Source organism: Streptomyces sp. SA15, from assembly GCF_002291145.1.
Taxonomy (GTDB): domain Bacteria; phylum Actinomycetota; class Actinomycetes; order Streptomycetales; family Streptomycetaceae; genus Streptomyces.
The window spans coordinates 16,300-33,332 of sequence record NZ_NTGE01000113.1; the positions used below are offsets into that span (position 1 = coordinate 16,300).

Consider the following 17,033-nt stretch of genomic DNA (forward strand, 5'->3'; position numbering starts at 1 on the left):
GCGAGGCGCTGTACCCGCGAATGGGGGAGAAAGTGATCCCCTCTTCGGGGGAGGCCGAGGTTTCCGCCCGTCTCGTCTCTCGTCCTCCCGCGTATCCCCCAAATGGGGGTACGAAGAGCCTCCTCTGTAGGTATGGCCCAGGCTCACCCATTCCTGTGATGTTCGCGGCTGCTCATGAGCGCAGGCTGGTGAGCGTGAGGTCCCGGCGAGCGGGGCCGAGGGCGCTCTCCCACCTGGAGGAGCCGCGATGTACCCCTTCCAGACGGCACCCGTACAGACCGGCGAGCCGCGAACCGAGGCAGAACCATCGCGGACTCCTGCCGTCTCTGCAGCACAGGGCGGCTGGGCCCGAGAACTTCCGGTACGCCGGATTCTGCGCTTCGCGGTGGTCGGTGGTGCGGGAACGGTCGTGAACACAGTGGTTCTGTACATCCTGCACCGTCTGCTGCATGTGCCGCTCGTCGTCGCCTCGGCAGTGGCCGTCGAACTCGCTGTAGTTCACAACTACATGCTCAACGACCGGTGGACATTCGCGGCACGCGCGCCGTCCCTCCGGCGGTTCGGCAGGTTCAACGTGTCCATGCTGGGCGGCCTCGCCGTCAACGTGTTGGCCCTGTGGGCACTGGTGCACGGCGGAGTCCACCTCGTGGTGGCGAACCTGCTCGCCATCGGTGTCGCCTTCGCGGTCAACTACACCTCCAGCAGCCTGTGGGTTTGGGGCAGGAGCCGGGGGAGCAGCCGATGATGACGCTCCTGCTGTACACGGGACTGATCATGGTCTCCGTCCTGCTCACGGTGCAGTCGGCCCATGTGCTCTATCTGATGCTCTACACCTGGGACCAGCCGGACGCCGAGGAGAAGGCCAGGGCACCGGAGGAGTTCCTGCCGCCGCGGCTGTCCTTCAGCGTGCTGTTGCCGGCCCGGCACGAAGAGGACGTCATCCAGACCACCATCGACCGGGTGGTGCGTGCCCACTATCCGGCTGATCTGCTGGAGGTCTTCGTGATCTGCTCGGCGGACGACACCGGAACGATCGGCAAGGCCGAGGAGAAGATCGCCGAGCTCGGCCGGGAGGGCCTGCACAATGTCGAGGTCGTCGTCTTCGACGACAAACCCATCAACAAGCCGCATGGGCTGAACGCCGCGCTGCCGCACACGAGTCACGACGTGGTGACCATCTTCGACGCCGAGGACGACATCCACCCCGCGATCTTCGACCTGGTCAACACCGTGATGATCCAGGACGAGGTCAACGTGGTCCAGTCCGGCGTCCAGCTGATGAACTATCAGTCCACCTGGTACTCCGCCCTGAACGTTCTCGAATACTTCTTCTGGTTCAAGAGCCGATTGCATTACCACGCCCTTGAGGGGGCCATCCCACTCGGCGGCAACACGGTGTTCTTCCAACGCGACCTGCTCGTTCGCCTCGGGGGCTGGGACGATCGCAACCTCACCGAGGACGCGGACCTGGGCCTGAGAGTGTCGGCGGCGGGGGAGCGGGTGCGGGTCGTCTACGACGACCGCTACGTGACCAAGGAGGAAACTCCACCAACGCTCGGGCACTTCATCCGGCAGCGCACCCGCTGGAGCCAGGGGTTCATGCAGACGCTGAGCAAGGGCACCTGGAAGCAGATGCCCACCCGCAAGCAGCGGTGGCTGGCCTTCTACGTGCTGGCGTTCCCGCACGGGCAGGCGCTGCTGGGCCTGTACTTGCTGGTCTCCTTCGGCATGATCGTCTTGTTGAAGGTGCCGGTGCTGGTCGCCCTGATCTCGTGGCTGCCCGTGCTGATGCTCGTGGCGCACTTCGTCACCTCGGTGGTGGGCCTGTACGAGTTCACCGACGCCCACGGCCTCCAGGCCACCCCGAAGTCCGTCCTGCGCATGGCCATCGCCTGGTACCCCTACCAACTCGTCCTCGCCTACGCCGCGATGCGTGCTGTGCGACGTCAGCTGACCGGCCGTAACGACTGGGAGAAGACCCAGCACGTCGGAGCCCACCGGGCCCAGTCATCGGAGGCGAACTCCGATGTCGCGTGAGCCGAGGCCCAAGCTGGTGGTGGTCCACGACGGGGATCCCGCGGAGACCGGACGGGCCCGGGCGCCCACCGAGCGGAAACCGCAGCCGGTCATCACCATGCGCGACTTCCCCCGGCTCGGGCGGCGCGGGCGGATCGCGCTGGCCGCCGCCGTCCTCACCGGGCTCCTCACGCACGGCTGGCACCTGTTCCAGTACCCGCTGTACCTCACCGACGAGGGCATCTACATGCAGCGGGCCTGGTCCGTGGTCCGGCAGACCAGTCTGTCGCCATATACCTACGACTACGACCACGCACCCGGCGGCTGGATCCAGCTCGCGGGCTGGGCCTTCCCCCTGCCCAACCAGTTCGAGACCTTCGGCAACGCGGTCAACACCGGCCGGTTCCTGATGCTCCTGGTCCATCTCGTCAGCGTCGTCCTGCTCTTCGAGATCGTCCGGCGGCTGACCGGCAGCGTGCTGGCCGCGTCGGTGGCCGCTTTCTTCTACAACGTCTCGCCGCTCGCCGTCTACTACCATCGGCAGGTTCTGCTGGACAACCTCATGATGTTCTGGGTGCTGCTGAGCCTGTACCTGCTGCTCTGCCGCGACATGAGAATCCGGCACGCGGTGGGCGCCGGGGCTGCGCTGGGAGTCGCCCTGATCACCAAGGAGAACGCGCTCTTCTTCGTCCCCACCCTCGCCTACCTGCTGTATCGCAGAGCGAAGGGATCCACCCAGCGCCGGTTCGCCACATCGCTCTGGCCATTGGCGACGGCGGTCCCGGTCGGCGCATACGTCCTCTACGCCGTGCTGAAGAACGAACTCCTGCCCAGCGGGCTCGACTTCGACCTGAACAACCCGCCGGCCGACCACGTGTCGCTGCTCTACACCCTGTGGTGGCAGCTCAACCGCAACCAGGGATCCCTGCTCAGCTCGGGTGGGCTCCTGTACACCAGCTGGATCCCGAGGGACGGGCTGCTCCTGCTCCTCGGCCTGCTCGCCATGATGGCCGTCCTGTACTGGGGCTTCAGGAGCCGGGAACACAAGCTCGGGTTCCTGGTCGTCGGCACGATGGCCGTCGCCTATGCCTTCTATCTCGTGCGCGGCAGTGTGCTGCTGGACTTCTACATCGCCCCCATGATCCCGCTGTTTGCCATGAGCATCGGCATGGCGGCGGATCGGCTGCTCCGACGTCTGAGGCCCCGGGTGCGGATCGCGGTGCCCGCCGTGGCCGGGGCTCTGCTGCTGCTTGTACCGGCGACCGACTACGTCCTGACGATCAACGACGAGGGGCGCGTGACGATCGCGGACCAGTACCACCCGAAGCTGAACCTGACCCGCATGCAGGAGGAACAGGTCGCCTGGATACGGGAGAACGTGCCGGCGGACGCGCGGATCATCATGGACGACGACCTGTGGAGCGCACTGCACGACGTCCCTCCGTTCTACCCGTTCGCGCATTCCCATTGGAACGCCGCTTCGGACCCGGATGTGCGCGACAAGCTCTTCGCCAAGAAATGGCAGAACGTCGACTACATCGTGATGTCCAACAAGATGCGGCAGGCCATGGACGGAAACAACGGGGACGGCCGCGAGGACTGGATCCTGACCGCGCTGAAGAACGCGAAGAAGGTCTGGGAGACCGGACAGGGCGACATCCATCTGCAGATCTACCGGGTCGGTTAGTCCCGGGCCGAGGAGGTGAACGTGATGCCCGAGAACCCCGAGAACAGGGACAAGGACATACCTGAGAACACTGAACAGCCACCTGGCGGAGAAAAGGAGGCCGAAGGGAAGGGGACCGGAGAAAAGAAGATGCGGTTCACCTGGAAAAAGGTCCTGATGGCCGCCATAGCGCTCGTGGTCGTCGGCTCCCTCGTCCAGGTGATCGCGAGGAGCGGCGGTTTCGGCGGCGCACTCAACACCACCGGCGACAATCAGGAGAACTCCAAGAGGGAGCCACAGAAGATCAAGAAGCCCTCCCAGAAGCCAAAGACGATCGAGTTGGGGGAGCAGAAGATCCCCCGGGAGTCCGGCCCGATCATCGTGCTCAACCCCGGCCTGGTCACCCCTGGCGGCAAGGCGACCGTGGAGGGCGCGGGTTTCGACGCAAAATCCACCGTGGACCTGTTTCTGAAGACCTCGGCGAAGCAGAATGAGGGAAAGGGAATCTCCGCGGTGAAGACCGACAAGTCCGGGTCGCTCAACGCGCAGATCAATGTGCCCGAGAACGTCAGGAAGGGCGCCGTCCTGGTCGCGCAGCAACGCGATGCCGACAAGGTGGCCGAGGCCCAGCTGGTCTCGGGCGGTGTGGTCGGAACAGTGAAGATCAACAAGCAGGTGGGCAAACCAGGGGACTCGGTATCGCTGAGCATCAGGGGCTTCGGCGCCGGGGAGCGCATCGACGTCTTCTGGGGGCGGGTCGGCGGCAAGCCGGACGCCACTTTGACCGCCGATGGGTCCGGGGGCATCGGCCGGGCGGACGTCAAGGTCGGCGTCGCGCCGACAGGCGTCAGCACGCTGATCCTGGTCGGTAAGAAGAGCCAGACCACGGCCACGGCGCCCTTCCAGGTCCTGGGCCTGTACCCGACGCTCAAGTCGTCGCCGTACGCCCTGAAGGCGGGGCAACGGATCAACGTGTCCTCCGCCGGGTTCGCACCCCAAGAGCGCGTCCTCTTCTACATCAACAGCGCCAGCGGCGTCCCGGCGTTCACCGCGAACGCCGACGCGGACGGCAACGTCGGAGCCGTGAGCTTCGACGTGCCGTTCGGCCTGGAGGGCGAGCAGAGCGTGGCCGCGATCGGCGAGCGGACCCGGGCCGTGGTCCGCGCCGCCTTCCAGGTGATGCCGTACACGCCGACCGCCGAACCGAGCACGTACTCGGGCAAGGCCGGCACGAGGGTGAGCTTCTACGTCACCGGCTTCGCCGCGAACGAGACCGTGACCCTCTACGCGGGCGGCCCGAACGGCGAAGCGAAGAAGATCACGACGTTCCAGGTCGACGCCAAGGGCGCGGCGGAGGCCGTGGGCTCCTACCCGATCACCAAGGCGGACGAGGGCGGCGTGGCCTTCAAGCTCGTCGGCAACAAGAGCGGCGGCGAGGCCAAAGCCTCCGTCAACTCGACCCAGCAGGAGGGACAGCAGGGCCAGGGGCAGTAGACCTGGCGGGCCGAACGAGCGGTCCCGAAGCCGCAGAGCGACAGACACGTGAGGAGAGCACCATGAGTGTCGTCTTCGGGCCCAACAGCCGACGGGTCCTGCAGTTTCTCACCCACATCGAGGACCTGTCGCCGCGGGAGATCGACCGGGTGGCCGGCCTGTGGCGGCAGACCTCGAGCCAGACCCGAGCCGAGGCGTGGGCGGAGGTCCGGCGCACCACCACCGACACGGAGCGCTACCGCATCCTCGTGGCGGCGTCGGTGGCCCGCCGGGCGGCCCTGGACACGGCGCAGAGCCACCACCGGCACGACTGGGCGTTCTGGGCCGCGGTGTGGGACGCCGCGGCCGCGGTCGCCGTCTGCGACCGGATCGGTGGCCACTACGACGTCCTGATCGCCCCGGTCGCCGCCGTCATGCCGTCGCTCGGAGTGTGCAGGCGTGACCAGCTCGGCACCCGCCACCTGCCCGACGCCGTGCTCGGGAGGAGCGGGCAGCCATGAACCACGGCATCCCCGTCATGGTGGCCGACAACGACGCCGAGGTCCGCGAGGCGCTCGCGGACCTGGTCGAGTCGCACCCCGCCTTCGAGCTGGTGGGTCTGGCTGTCGACCACGCCCAGACCGTCTCGGTGGCGAGCCAGACGCAACCCCGGGTCCTGGTCCTGGACGTGCAGATGCCCAAGGGCGACGCCCCCAGCACCATACGTACCCTGCGCGAACGCGCACCGGAGACAAGGATTCTGGCCCTGTCCGCGTACGCGGACAGGGAGACCGTGACTGACGTGCTTGTCGCCGGGGCCGTCGGCTACCTGGTCAAGGGCGCCCCCGCGGAGGAGATCCTGGAGGCGATCACACGAGCGGCTCGTGGCCAGTTCAGCATGTCGGCCGAGCTCGCCGAGGCCTGCCTGGAACCGTTGCGGCGAGCGCCTAGACCACCGGTCCCGGGCGCCGGAACCTCGCCCGTACGGATCGACGAGAAGGCGTGCCTGGACGTGCTCGAACTGGCCCCGTGCGGCGTGCTGGTCACGGGTGCCCAGGACCGTGTGGAGCTCGCCAACGCGCATGCCCGGCGCATGTTCGGCTACAGCACCACCGAACTGCGCGGCAGGCGGCTGCGGGACCTGCTGCCCGAGCACCCCGGCGCGGGGACAGCGGGCGGACAACTGATCGCTCCCGTGACGCCGGGATTGCGCAGGGACGGCTCCGAGTTCCCGGCCCGGATCGGCGGAGGCCGGCTGCGGAGCGGGCGCCCGCGGTACGTGGTGTACGTGACGGACCTCAGCGAGGCGGGCGCGCCTGGTGACCGCTTGCGCCAGCTCGTCGACTCCTCCCCGGACGCCATGATGGTCGTGGACTCCGAGGGCCGCATCCGGCAGGCCAGTCCCCGTGCCGAGGCCCTGTTCGGATACAGCCGCGAACAGCTGACCGGCATGCTCATCGAGACGCTCCTGCCCGACCAGCCGCTGATCGTCTCACTGCGCGACTGGACCGACCCCCGCCAGGAGCCGGCAGGACACAGCGTGGAACTGGTCGGCCGACGCCAGGACACCAAGCAGTTCCCGGCCGATGTGAGCGTCAGCCCGCTGCGTACCTCCGAGGGTGTGTTCACCGTCCTGACCGTCCGGGACATCACCGAGGTGCAGCGCGCCCAGTTCGTCCTCGAGCGCAGCCTGGAACTCCTGGAGGGCACCGACCGCGACCGGCAGGCTCTGCTCAGCCACCTCATCCACGCCCAGGAAGAGGAGCGCAAACGCATCGCCGCCGACATCCACGACGACACCATTCAGGTCATCACCGCTGCGAGCCTGCGCCTCCAGCAGTTGCGCAGGCGGCTGACGGACCCCAAGGACGTGCAGGTGATGGACAAGCTGGACGAGACCCTCAAACTCTCCCTCAGCCGCCTGCGCCAACTCATCTTCGACCTGCGGCCCTCCAGCCTGGAGCACGGCAGTCTGACCACCGCTCTGCAGACCTTCCTCGACCGGATGCGCGCGGAGAGCGGCACGCGCTACAAGCTGGAGGACCGGCTGGAAGCCACGCTGCCCGTCGAGACCATGGTGGTGGTCTACAGGACCGCCCAGGAAGCCTTGATGAACGTACGCAAGCACGCTCGGGCGAAGATGGTTCGCGTACAGCTGCTAGGCGTCGACGACGGCTGCCTGATGCGGATCGTCGACGACGGTGTGGGTTACGACCCCCTGGAGGTAGAGTCCCGCCCCGGCCACCTCGGCCTCACCCTCATCCACGAACGCGCCCAGATGGCGGGCGGCTGGAGCCGCGTCGAGAGCGAGCCGGGAGTCGGCACCACCGTCGAATTCTGGGTACCGCTCACGGAATCCGGGACGGAGGACAACGGCTGTGCGTCCACGCCGAAGGACGCCCAGCGATGAACAACGCACCCGACCTCATCAAGGTGCTGCTCGTCGAGGACCACCGCGCCGTCGCGGAAGGACTGTGGGCTCTGCTCGACGAATACGACGACCTGACCGTGGTCGGCTGGGCCGACTCGGTCGTCGAGGCCGTGCCCATGACGGAGCAGCTCGCTCCGCAGGTGGCGCTGATCGACTACCGGCTGCCCGACGGCACCGGCGCCGACGCGGCGGCCCGCATCCGCGCCCGCGACCCCACCGTCGTGGTCGTCTTCCTCAGCGCCGACACCAGTGACGCCGCCCTCCTGGCCGCGGTCGAGGCGGGCGCCAGCGGATACCTGCTCAAGTCGGCGGGCGGTGACGAGATCGCCGCAGCCATTCGCGCGGCGGCCGCGGGCGAGACCCTCATTCCCGCCCGCACCCTGATGGAGGTCCTCGCCCGGCACCGCGAGAGCGTCCGGGTCTCCGCCCGGCAGACGGAACGACTTCAGAGCCTCACCGCCCGGGAACAGGAGATCCTCGCTCTCATGACCCAGGGCCTCGACAACAGGGCCATCGCCGACCGCCTGACCATCACCTACGCGACCGTACGCACCCACGTACGCGGCATCCTGGAAAAACTCGAAGCGCGCTCCCAACTGGAGGCGGTCGCCAAGGCCGCCGACTGGGGCTTCCGCCCGGTTCCGCCGGATCCAGAGGAGCCGTGAGCACGGCGAGTGGATACCACGCGCCGTGATCACGGCGAGTGGATACCGCGCGAGTGGATACCGCCTGTCTTGGGCTCGCGGATGCCCGCATAGACAACCGGCGCGCGTGCAGGACACGCCCCGGCCGCGGGAAGGGCGAAGCCCACCTGACGCTCGACGAGCATGCGGCATTTCCTCGCTTCCGGCCTGACGCTGCGGACACCAGGAACTCGCGGAAGGGTCCGCTGTGCCTGTCCGGTGTCTGCCCGACAACCCGGCCTCGAACGTCTGCGCAAGCAGGCCAGGACGCTGCCGCCCCCCGGCGCACGCGCCGAAGGCGCTCGCCCTGGTCGCCGAGGTACACCTGCGGCCGCAGCAGACGCTGAAGCTGGAGCCGAGAACGGTGCACCTAAGCACCAGAGCGCCCAAGGCCGCCCGGACGCCCTGCGATGACGGGGCGCAGCCGACGATGCTGGGGATGCCGGTCACTACATTCCGACGAAGGTCTTGTCGCCCCACTTCCCCGGGGCCTTGGCGACGGTGGCGCCTCGCCCCGGCACACGGCGCACCAGGGGGCCCAGAACCACAGCACCGCGTCCTTGCCCGCCGGCGAAGTGCCCGCGAACGCCTTGCCGTCCACGGTTGTCGTGGTGAACTTCGACTGAGCCGGTACCTTCGCCGCCGGACCGCCCGCGTCCGCCCCGGACGTCTTCACGCCGGTGCCTTCGGCGGTCTCTGCGGTGCCGCAGCCCGCGGCCAGCGCGGCGAAAGCCCCATCCGGCGGAAGACGGCGCCTCAGGGGGCGCTCCGCCTTGACAACAAAGGCGTGGCGTCAACCGATGTCGAACAGCGGACCGGTGATCGTCAGCCCGAGGGCGTCGTCGGCGTGCGAGATGAGAGCGAGCAGCATCAGCGAGGCTCCGGCAAGGGCCATGTCCTTTTGGAACTGGACCATTTCCATCTGCCGCGCCTGGGCGTCGCTTTCCTTCCAGAACGCGTGCATCAGCAGCGCGGTCGGGATCAGGAATACGGCCAGGAGTAGGGCGCCGAGGTCGGCCCAGATGCCGAGCAGGACGCTCAGCCCGCCGAGGAGGAGCAACAGACCGCTGCCGCGAATCACCGGGACGGAGGCCGGTGCGCCCTTGGACGCGGCGTACTCGGCCATTGTCTTGGTCTGCCTGAGGTGGCCGAAAGCTGATCCGAGGAACAGCGCCGCGAAAAGGAGGCGGCCGATGAGCACCAGGATGTCCATAACGGTCTCCGGGCGTGGAATGCTGCTGAAGCAGAAACCATCTGAATAAAGGCTACTCTCCGATCAGGTCCGCCGCGGTCTGAGCGGGAGTGGAATGCGGACTCAGGAGCGAAGGGTTCCGTCATCGTGGAGGAACGGTCGCCGCGCGCGCAGACGGAGCGGGACAGTGCATGCGCGCAGTGCGTGTTGCCCGACGACGGTCAGCAGCCGCGGGCCTGGCTGCTGACTCTGATGCACCAGGTACGCGCCGACCGGCCTCGCGACGGCGGATCACGCACGCTGGGCGATCGGGGTGTCGGTCCTGTTCCGGCATCGGCGGGCGCCCCCGGGCGCGCTGAGGAATCGCTCGTTGTCGGACAGGCGTTCTGCGACGTGGTGGAGGTCGCCGTGGCGGCTCTGCCGGTCAAGTACCGGCAGGTTGTCCGGCTGGTGGACATCGACGGTCTGTCGTACGCGGAGGCGGCCGGGGTGCGGGGCCTGAGCGAGGCGACCGTGACGAGCCGACTGCGCCGGGCGCGCAGGCGTATCCGCGTCCGGCTGGCGGCGGCCGGGCTGGTGCCGGGACGAGGTGAACGGTGAGCATGTGGTGGAAGCGGAGACAGCCGGCCGAGCGCAGCATGAACTGCGTGCAGGTGGCCCGGGTTCTGCAGGCGTACCTGGACGCGGAGACCGACGAGGTCACCGCCCGCAGGGTGGCGGCACATACGGAGGACTGCCGCCGCTGCGGCCTGGAGGTCGAGACCTACCGGAAGATCAAGAAGGCGCTCACCCGCGGTACGGAACCGGACGCCGACGCGGTGGAGCGGCTGCGCGGGTTCGCCGAGGGCCTACTGGGGCCCGGCACGGACGGGGAGGGAACGGAGCAGACGCCAGGGGCGTGACCCGGCCCGGGTGGAACGTGCTGGTCCGGCCGGCGGATGGAGGAGCTGATGTCCAGGGGCATTGAACATGAGTTCCGTGACATACCGAAGGGGTGGGCTGTGTCCAGCATTTGCTCAAGGGCCCCGGCTGACTGACGTCCGGTCGACGTGCCGGCCCGGGCCCTGGCAGGACAGCCGCCACAGTGGCGACTGTGACGGGTGCTCACCCACCAGGTATGCGATCGCCCCTGGTACCCGGGCCGGTATGCAGCAGGGACTCGCCGAACCCGCGCAGCCGCTCCACTGCCCGAGTGTCGGGCCGCTCGTGCCGGGCCAGCGACTTCTTGATCTCGCGGTACAGGTCGGCCTCCAGCCCGCAGTCGCGGCAGTCGTCCAGGTGTGCGACCACCCGGCGGGCGGTGGCCTCGTCGGTCTCCCCGTCCAGATACGGCTGCAGGACGCGGATGACCTCGGCGCAGCCCATCCTCCGCCGCGCCGTGTCCCGCCGTCTCGGCCACACCCTCATCCTGCACCTCACCTCGGTTCCGGACCGGCCGCCGCATCGACGTCGTCACCCGCTGAACGACGGCCTCGGAACCCGCGCGCCGACTGTCGCTGTTCGGGCACGCAGACGCGGGAACCGGACCGTCGAGCCGTACGCCTGGTCAGTCGGCTGCCCCATTCACAACCCAACGGATCGTCGAGGCCCGGAAACGGCCTTTCCACACGCAGGAAACCCGCCGACGGCGCCTCCACATTCCCCTTGGCCCGCTCCGGAACGGCACGTGCGCGCACAGAGCGTGGCCCAACCCGCGTGGGCACCGTCCCGCTGTGCCCAGTCGGTCGGCGCGGTCACCAACGCCGCACCGCCACGGGCGAGTCGGTGCCGCCAGACGGGGGGCGCCGTGCCCCGGTGAGCTGCCCGTCCGCGTACGCCCACCGCATTCCGTGGAATGCTCCGATTGGCCTGGGGGGGTTTCCAGCCCGTGGGAGACAGAGTGGCGCAACCGGCGGAGGTGCGGGACAAGGCGTTCGCGGAGTTCGTGCTGCCCGAGGTGGAGGTGCTGCTGCGGGTGGCGATGACGCTGACGGCGCAGCCCGCCGACGCCGAAGACCTGGTGCAGGACACCCTGCTGCGCGCGTACAGGGCGATCGACCGGTTCGACGGCGAGCATCCGCGTGCCTGGCTGCTGACCATCATGCGCCGGGCGGAGATCAACCGGCACCGCCGCCGCAGGCCTCACCTGCTCGACGACCCGGACATCGACCTGGACCGGCTGACCTCGGACGGCACGGTGGCCTCGCCCGAGGAGGTGGTCGTCGGCGAGGACTTCGACGAGGTGGTCAGCGTGGCGCTGGCAGGCCTGCCCGACAAGCATCAGCAGGTCGTACGCCTGGTGGATATCGGCGGGCTGAGCTATGCGGAGGCCGCCGAGGTGCTCGACGTACCGCAGGGGACCGTGATGAGTCGCCTTCATCGGGCCCGCAAGCGCATAAGGACGCAGCTGGCCGCGGCCGGGCTGGCACCGAAGAGGAGCAGGGTGTGATCGGGCACCGGGGCAGGGCGGCGCACCGCCGCGTGAACTGCAGGCAAGCTGCCCGCGCGCTGCAGGCGTGCCTGGACGGCGAGGCGGGCGAGGTAACCGCACGCCGAGTTGCCGAGCACGTGGAGGACTGCCGGCGCTGCGGCCTGGAGGCCGCCGTCTACCGGGAGATCAAGAACTCGCTGGCCGGCCAGGAGGTGCCGGAGACCACGACGGCCCGCCTGCGCGACTTCGGTACCGCGCTGCTCACCGCGGGACCGCCCGGGGCGTGCGACGAGACGGCCGGACTCGGCGGAGCCTGGTGACCATCTGGCGGTACGCCCAGCTCACTGCCTCGGGCCCGGAGGCTGTGGGGCACGGCTGGGTGCCGAGCCGATGGCCGCGCTCGTCCACGGCCTCTCTGACTTCGCGCGCTGCATTCTCACCCGACCCCGCCGGGCGGGGAGCCGCACTTGCCGTTCGGTGTATGTGGCGGACAGGAACGGTCCTGCCCGTAACACCCCCCACGGCAGCGCTGGTTCGCGGGCAGGGACCGCCCCGTCACGGGACTCGCGCTCGTCTCCGCGACCGAGTTGTTGCCGGTCGCGGCGTCACCGGGCCTGATCCGCCTCCTGGTTCGAGTACGGCAGGCGCCCCTGCCGTCGGCGAGTCCGACCGGGCCGTCAACTGCTACCAGTTGCTGCTCGGTGTGGGCGACACGCTGCCTCCGCGTCTCGCGCCCGCCCTGATCGGGGCCCCAACGGCTCGCTGGCCGGACGGGCGGTTTACGAGGCATTGCACGACCCTCAGTTGGCCGAGGTGCTGTTGGAGCGGCTCCGGGGGCCCGGCAGCGGTGCGGACGCGTGCCGGCGCCGGTCGTCTGGTTCGAGGCGCACACGCAGGAGAGCGCACCCGGAGCACCGCTCCTGCTCGGGGCGCTGCGGCCCTGTCTGAAGGACGCTGTGAACGGCTGGGAGCTGGTGCTCGTGCGAACAGGCTGAACCCTCCTCACCGAGGTGGTGCCCAGCCTCGCGCCGTCCCGGGCGCTCGGCGGCCGATCAACACTCGGCGATCAGGCGGTGAGTGGCCGTGTTCGTCGCACTGCTCCTGCCGTCCGGGTCGAGTGGCCGATCTTCACCGGAGGCAACGCCTGCTCTTCTAATGCCTGCTCTTCTACGGAACAGGCCCTGCCGTGGCCAGTCGGGCCCTCATCTGTCTGCGGGCCCGGCGCACGCGGTGCATCACGGTGCCCTCCGGCACGCCGAGCAGCCCGGCAGCCTCCGTGTAGCTCAGCCCGCCCATGTCCACCAACCGCACCGCCAGCCGGTACTTGTCCGGCAGTGAGGTGAGCGCCGCGCCGACGGCCTCGTCGAAGTCGCCATAATTCACCACGTCCTGCGGTGATACGGCTGCCCCGGCCGACGCCGACCGGTCGAGACCGGTGCCCGGGGCAGCGAGCCGGTGCTGCCGGTCGATCTCGGCCCGGCGCATGAGGTCCAGCAGCCAGACGCGCGGACGCTGACCGTCGAGCCGGTCGATGGCGTGGTAAGCGCGCAGAAGCGTGTCCCGCACCAGGTCCTCGGCGTCGACGGGCCGTTCCGTCAGCGCCGCTGCCGCCCGTAGCAGTACCTCCACCTCGGGCAGCACGTATGCCTTGAAGGTCTGTTCCCGCGCCGCTACCTGACGCATCGCCCGACGCCTCTTTCCGTGCTTGCATCCTCTTCCACACTGGCACCGGATCGGGTGTCGCACCACTTGTCGGCACATTCACCTGTGACATGGCGTTCTCCGGGAGCATGCCAGGAGGCCCGCGTGTGGCCATGGCCGTGGCCCGGGGCGGGCGACCGCGCCGCCCCGGAGTTCGGCCACCGTGTCGAAGCCGGCCTCGCGCTCACGCCACCTCATACGGTGATGCCTCCTTCCGAACCCGCTGCCCGTCGCCGCGGCCGGTTCCGTCCTGCGATCAGCCGGTGGTGGAGCTCGCCGGGGTGCCGGCCACCGCTGAGTATCCGACCGGTCTCAGCACGAGGCGGCCCGCCGCCCGATGCGGACGTCGGCGCGCATGCTCGGCCGCCATGCTCGGCGTACGCCGTCTCTCTATTGACAAGATCCTCGAGGACTGCTGCCCCTGCCTGGCTGGCGGAAGCCACCGACATCACCGAGTTCGCGCACCGGAAACGGCCCGGCAGCCGATGCGGCTGCCGGGCCCTCGCTGTCTCCTCGTCGGGGTCAGGCCCCCTGGTCGTCCAGGTACGAGGCCACCCACGCCAGCGGGGCGTTCCAGTTGATGGTGATCTCGTTCGTGGACCACGACTCGATGTCGTCGAGGTAGCACTTCGCCGGGGCGCACCCCTTGAGCTTGCTCTGGGCGACCGGGTCGTCGATCGACGAGTTCGGACCGCCCGCCACGGTGCCGGGCGCCGGCTGCGGCAGCTTGGCGTCGATCTGCTTGGCCCAGAAGCGGTGGTGCTGGTTGTGGGCGTACCGCTCGCCGTAGCCGGTGACGTACGACCGGCCCATCGGGTTGCGGCCCAGGAGGTAGTCCATGCCGCTCGTCGCCGCGTCGCGGTACTTGTCCTCGCCGGTGATGTCGTGAGCGGTGGCGAGGACCACCATGTTGTTCAGCACCTGGCCGTTCGAGCCCCACGCGTAGCCGCTGTTGCCGGGGGCGTACGGGACGCCGTACGCGGCCTTGCGGGCGTCCGCGGCGTAGCGGTCGGCGGCCTGCGTGACGGTCTTGCGCACCGCCTTGACCTCGGAGCCGCTCAGCTTGTTCGGCACGGTTGCCAGGTCCAGGGCGCCGAGCCCGCCGACCGACTGCCAGGAGATGCCGCCGCTCGGGATGAGCGCCTTGCTGTCGTTGTGCAGCGGGGACTTGAGCACCGCCTGGCGGTACTCCTTGTCACCAGTGGTGATGAACAGCTCGGCCGCGGCCCAGTAGAACTCGTCCTTGACGTCGTAGTCGCTGTAGGCGCCGCCGCCCGTGGCGTCGCCCGGGTCGGCGTACATCTCCGGGTTGGCCTGCGCCGCGTCCCAGGCGGCACGCGCGGCCTTCAGAGCCTTGGCGGAGAACTCCTTGTCGTACGGCTCGAAGAGGCGGGCGGCCTGCGCGGCGGTGGCGGCCAGGTTGAGGGTGGCCGCGGTGGACGGCGCGTGCAGCTCGCGCTTGCCGTTGCTCTCGTGGGCCTTCAGCGGCAGGCCCGACCACTGGCTGTCGTGGACCTTGTGGTGGGCCATACCGGCCAGCTTCTCCCCCTGGGGCACCTGCATGCTCAGCAGGAAGTCCATCTCCCAGCGGGCCTCGTCGAGGATGTCCGGGGTGCCGTTGCCCTGCTCGGGCACGACGAGGCGGCCGTCACCCAGCGCGTCACTGTCGGCGCCCTCGGTGTTGAGGGTCCGCTCGTAGCTCGACATCAGCTGCGCGACCGCGATACCGCCGTTGACGACGTACTTTCCGTAGTCACCCGCGTCGTACCAGCCCTTGCTGACGTCGAGGGTGTAGTCGCACACCTTCGGCTGGCAGGGAACCTTTTCGTCGCTGGAACCCCGGGCACTGTCGACGTGGCCGGCGGGGCGGGCGTACTCCTTGCCGACGAGGTCGGCGTCGATCTCGATACCACTGCGGTTCTGGTAGAAGTACGAGAGCGAGTCGGTGCGCAGCTGTGAGTAGATGTCGTCGCCGATGGCGAACCGCTCGCTCTTCTGGCCGCCGACGGTGACGGTGTAGCCCTCGCCGGAGTCGCGGACCTGGCTGAAGTCGAAGGTGTGGACGTTCTCGCCGGAGGACGCGTCCACGCCGCCGGGCTTGGTCGTGCCGCTCGCGACTTCCTTGCCGTCCCTGTCCTTCAGCGACCACGCCAGCGGCTTGGTGGCCTTCGTCACATAGGTGCCCTGCTTGGGGCTCTCGGTGAGGTAGCCGACCTGGTTCACGCGGACGGTCGGGGCGGAACCGGTCTTGGAGGCGGCCGGCTTGGAGATGCTCGGCGCGGCCGCGGCGGCCGCGCCCGCCTCCGCACCGAATCCGGAGGCGATGGTCGGCACGGCGATACCGCCGGCGACGACACCGGCCACGGCCGCGACGGCCAGCCTGCGGCGTCCGCCACGATTCAGCCGGTCGAGCACGCGGGCCGAGCGGGAGAGGGGGCTGGGCACCAGAGGGTCCTTCCGAGACGGGGCTGAGGTGAGCTGTCCGCGGGTGAGCCCTGCGGACCCGGACCACCGGTCCGATCGGCGGGGTGTTCTCCCGCCGCCGCATCGACTGTAGGAAAAGGACAGGGGCGCAATCGTCGTACGCCCGAGCGAAGTTGAGGACCCTCGATCGAACGGCAGGCGCGTACCTCAATTGAGGTAGACCCCCGAAATCACCGGGTGAGAGGTGTACGGCACGATCTCCGCCCGCCGTCGAGCCCTCGAGTCGCGTCTGAGTCGCTACACACCGTGACGGCAGATGGTGAACCGATGAAGCCTGCCAGGCGCCCGGCGACCAGAGCCATCAGCGCCGGTAGCAGCTGCGGACCACACTCCGTGAGGCGTCTGCGGCCACCGGCCCATCTGCGGTCGGATCTCGATGACTCCCAGTAGGGCTTGGTCAGTTGCATTTGTCGTGTTAGCCCCGGGCGCACCGCCAGAGCTCCCCAAGCGGATTCGCCCACCGAGCTTGAGCAGTTGCGCCTCCTCGCCGACGGCATCCACCGTTGGGACAACGCCCAAGGCGGCGGGTCATGGTCGGCGACTTCGTCGGCCGCTCGATGGCGTGGGCCGTACAGGTGTCCGTCGACTGCCCGCCGGCGCTTCGCCCGGAACTCCTCGGCAGCGTTGCACGGCTGGGCATCGTCGTCGGCGCCACGCACTTCGACGCCTACGCCCACGATGAGGCCGCGTTCTCCATCCTGGCCCGACAGGCCATCTGGCTCGGCGATGGTCGCCGGCCACAGCGACGACTACGCCCGCTCTCGCGGCATCTCCCGTACGAAGCTGGCCCCAAGGAGGTCCACCTGACGACTCCCGCACGATCTGTTCGCTTCACTGCCCCGGCCCTCTTGGCGCTCGGCGCCCTGAGGCATGGACCGCTCAGGCGATGGAGGACTGCGGCGCCCTGTCCACGGCGCACTGTCTCTGTGTATGCGGGGCAGGGCTGTTCGGCGAGGGCCGGCTGCAACGCAGCTACT

Annotated in this window: 14 protein-coding genes and 2 pseudogenes; 12 read left to right on the plus strand and 4 right to left on the minus strand. The window is 69.0% G+C overall.

Annotated elements, in window-relative coordinates:
- Nucleotides 1-385: 385 nt before the first annotated feature.
- From CLM62_RS26465 to CLM62_RS26495, 7 genes are all read left to right on the plus strand, one after another.
- Nucleotides 386-745 carry a GtrA family protein gene (locus tag CLM62_RS26465; protein WP_373559190.1) on the plus strand — a complete coding sequence of 120 codons (360 nt, stop codon included), beginning with the start codon at nt 386-388 and terminating at the stop codon, nt 743-745.
- Nucleotides 742-2,037, plus strand: a complete 1,296-nt coding sequence (locus CLM62_RS26470) for a glycosyltransferase (RefSeq protein WP_257004099.1) — start codon at nt 742-744, stop codon at nt 2,035-2,037. The genes CLM62_RS26465 and CLM62_RS26470 overlap by 4 nt, the downstream gene beginning before the upstream one ends.
- On the plus strand, nt 2,027-3,703 hold the full coding sequence (locus CLM62_RS26475) for a glycosyltransferase family 39 protein (RefSeq protein ID WP_257004100.1): 1,677 nt from the start codon (nt 2,027-2,029) through the stop codon (nt 3,701-3,703). Before CLM62_RS26470 ends, CLM62_RS26475 begins: the two co-directional genes overlap by 11 nt.
- Nucleotides 3,704-3,727: 24 nt before the next feature.
- Complete coding sequence (locus tag CLM62_RS26480; protein WP_257004101.1) at nt 3,728-5,176, plus strand: hypothetical protein; 1,449 nt, start codon at nt 3,728-3,730, stop codon at nt 5,174-5,176.
- 62 nt (nt 5,177-5,238) lie between these two features.
- On the plus strand, nt 5,239-5,676 hold the full coding sequence (locus CLM62_RS26485; protein ID WP_095752423.1) for a hypothetical protein: 438 nt from the start codon (nt 5,239-5,241) through the stop codon (nt 5,674-5,676).
- A complete protein-coding gene (locus CLM62_RS26490) occupies nt 5,673-7,565 on the plus strand; it encodes a PAS domain S-box protein (protein ID WP_095752424.1) in 1,893 nt (630 codons plus the stop codon). Before CLM62_RS26485 ends, CLM62_RS26490 begins: the two co-directional genes overlap by 4 nt.
- Complete coding sequence (locus CLM62_RS26495; RefSeq protein WP_095752425.1) at nt 7,562-8,251, plus strand: response regulator transcription factor; 690 nt, start codon at nt 7,562-7,564, stop codon at nt 8,249-8,251. Before CLM62_RS26490 ends, CLM62_RS26495 begins: the two co-directional genes overlap by 4 nt.
- 811 nt (nt 8,252-9,062) lie before the next feature.
- Here CLM62_RS26495 and CLM62_RS26505 read toward each other — a convergent pair.
- Nucleotides 9,063-9,482, minus strand: a complete 420-nt coding sequence (locus tag CLM62_RS26505; RefSeq protein ID WP_095752427.1) for a DoxX family membrane protein — start codon at nt 9,480-9,482, stop codon at nt 9,063-9,065.
- 126 nt (nt 9,483-9,608) lie between these two features.
- On the opposite strand from CLM62_RS26505, the gene CLM62_RS26510 reads away from it, so the two are divergent.
- Complete coding sequence (locus CLM62_RS26510; protein ID WP_257004102.1) at nt 9,609-10,061, plus strand: RNA polymerase sigma factor; 453 nt, start codon at nt 9,609-9,611, stop codon at nt 10,059-10,061.
- Between the two features lie 2 nt (nt 10,062-10,063).
- Nucleotides 10,064-10,363 (plus strand): zf-HC2 domain-containing protein, encoded by a 300-nt coding sequence (locus tag CLM62_RS26515; protein WP_257004108.1) that lies wholly within the window; start codon nt 10,064-10,066, stop codon nt 10,361-10,363.
- A gap of 202 nt (nt 10,364-10,565) precedes the next feature.
- Here CLM62_RS26515 and CLM62_RS26520 read toward each other — a convergent pair whose 3' ends face one another.
- Complete coding sequence (locus CLM62_RS26520) at nt 10,566-10,868, minus strand: zf-HC2 domain-containing protein (RefSeq protein WP_257004103.1); 303 nt, start codon at nt 10,866-10,868, stop codon at nt 10,566-10,568.
- 472 nt (nt 10,869-11,340) lie between these two features.
- Between CLM62_RS26520 and CLM62_RS26525 the strand changes: the two genes are divergently transcribed.
- From CLM62_RS26525 to CLM62_RS50230, 3 genes and pseudogenes are all read left to right on the plus strand, one after another.
- A complete protein-coding gene (locus CLM62_RS26525; protein ID WP_257004104.1) occupies nt 11,341-11,889 on the plus strand; it encodes a sigma-70 family RNA polymerase sigma factor in 549 nt (182 codons plus the stop codon).
- Nucleotides 11,886-12,191, plus strand: a complete 306-nt coding sequence (locus tag CLM62_RS26530; RefSeq protein ID WP_257004105.1) for a zf-HC2 domain-containing protein — start codon at nt 11,886-11,888, stop codon at nt 12,189-12,191. Before CLM62_RS26525 ends, CLM62_RS26530 begins: the two co-directional genes overlap by 4 nt.
- A 198-nt stretch (nt 12,192-12,389) precedes the next feature.
- Nucleotides 12,390-12,851, plus strand: a pseudogene (locus CLM62_RS50230) (maltokinase); the annotation flags it as partial.
- Nucleotides 12,852-13,038: 187 nt separating this feature from the next.
- Here the strand turns inward: CLM62_RS50230 and CLM62_RS26540 are convergent.
- Both CLM62_RS26540 and CLM62_RS26545 read right to left on the minus strand, forming a co-directional pair.
- On the minus strand, nt 13,039-13,554 hold the full coding sequence (locus CLM62_RS26540; RefSeq protein WP_095752430.1) for an RNA polymerase sigma factor: 516 nt from the start codon (nt 13,552-13,554) through the stop codon (nt 13,039-13,041).
- A 540-nt stretch (nt 13,555-14,094) separates the two neighbouring features.
- Nucleotides 14,095-15,834 (minus strand): annotated as a pseudogene (locus tag CLM62_RS26545) (glycoside hydrolase family 9 protein); the annotation flags it as partial.
- Between the last annotated feature and the right edge of the window lie 1,199 nt (nt 15,835-17,033).

Excerpts from the sequence above, each read along its gene's own strand:
- CLM62_RS26470 (WP_257004099.1), top strand. The coding sequence starts at position 742 with ATGATGACGCTCCTGCTGTACACGGGACTGATCATGGTCTCCGTCCTG.
- CLM62_RS26475 (WP_257004100.1), top strand. The coding sequence starts at position 2,027 with ATGTCGCGTGAGCCGAGGCCCAAGCTGGTGGTGGTCCACGACGGGGAT.
- CLM62_RS26480 (WP_257004101.1), top strand. The coding sequence starts at position 3,728 with ATGCCCGAGAACCCCGAGAACAGGGACAAGGACATACCTGAGAACACT.
- CLM62_RS26485 (WP_095752423.1), top strand. The coding sequence starts at position 5,239 with ATGAGTGTCGTCTTCGGGCCCAACAGCCGACGGGTCCTGCAGTTTCTC.
- CLM62_RS26490 (WP_095752424.1), top strand. The coding sequence starts at position 5,673 with ATGAACCACGGCATCCCCGTCATGGTGGCCGACAACGACGCCGAGGTC.
- CLM62_RS26495 (WP_095752425.1), top strand. The coding sequence starts at position 7,562 with ATGAACAACGCACCCGACCTCATCAAGGTGCTGCTCGTCGAGGACCAC.
- CLM62_RS26505 (WP_095752427.1), bottom strand. The coding sequence starts at position 9,482 with ATGGACATCCTGGTGCTCATCGGCCGCCTCCTTTTCGCGGCGCTGTTC.
- CLM62_RS26515 (WP_257004108.1), top strand. The coding sequence starts at position 10,064 with ATGTGGTGGAAGCGGAGACAGCCGGCCGAGCGCAGCATGAACTGCGTG.
- CLM62_RS26520 (WP_257004103.1), bottom strand. The coding sequence starts at position 10,868 with ATGAGGGTGTGGCCGAGACGGCGGGACACGGCGCGGCGGAGGATGGGC.
- CLM62_RS26540 (WP_095752430.1), bottom strand. The coding sequence starts at position 13,554 with ATGCGTCAGGTAGCGGCGCGGGAACAGACCTTCAAGGCATACGTGCTG.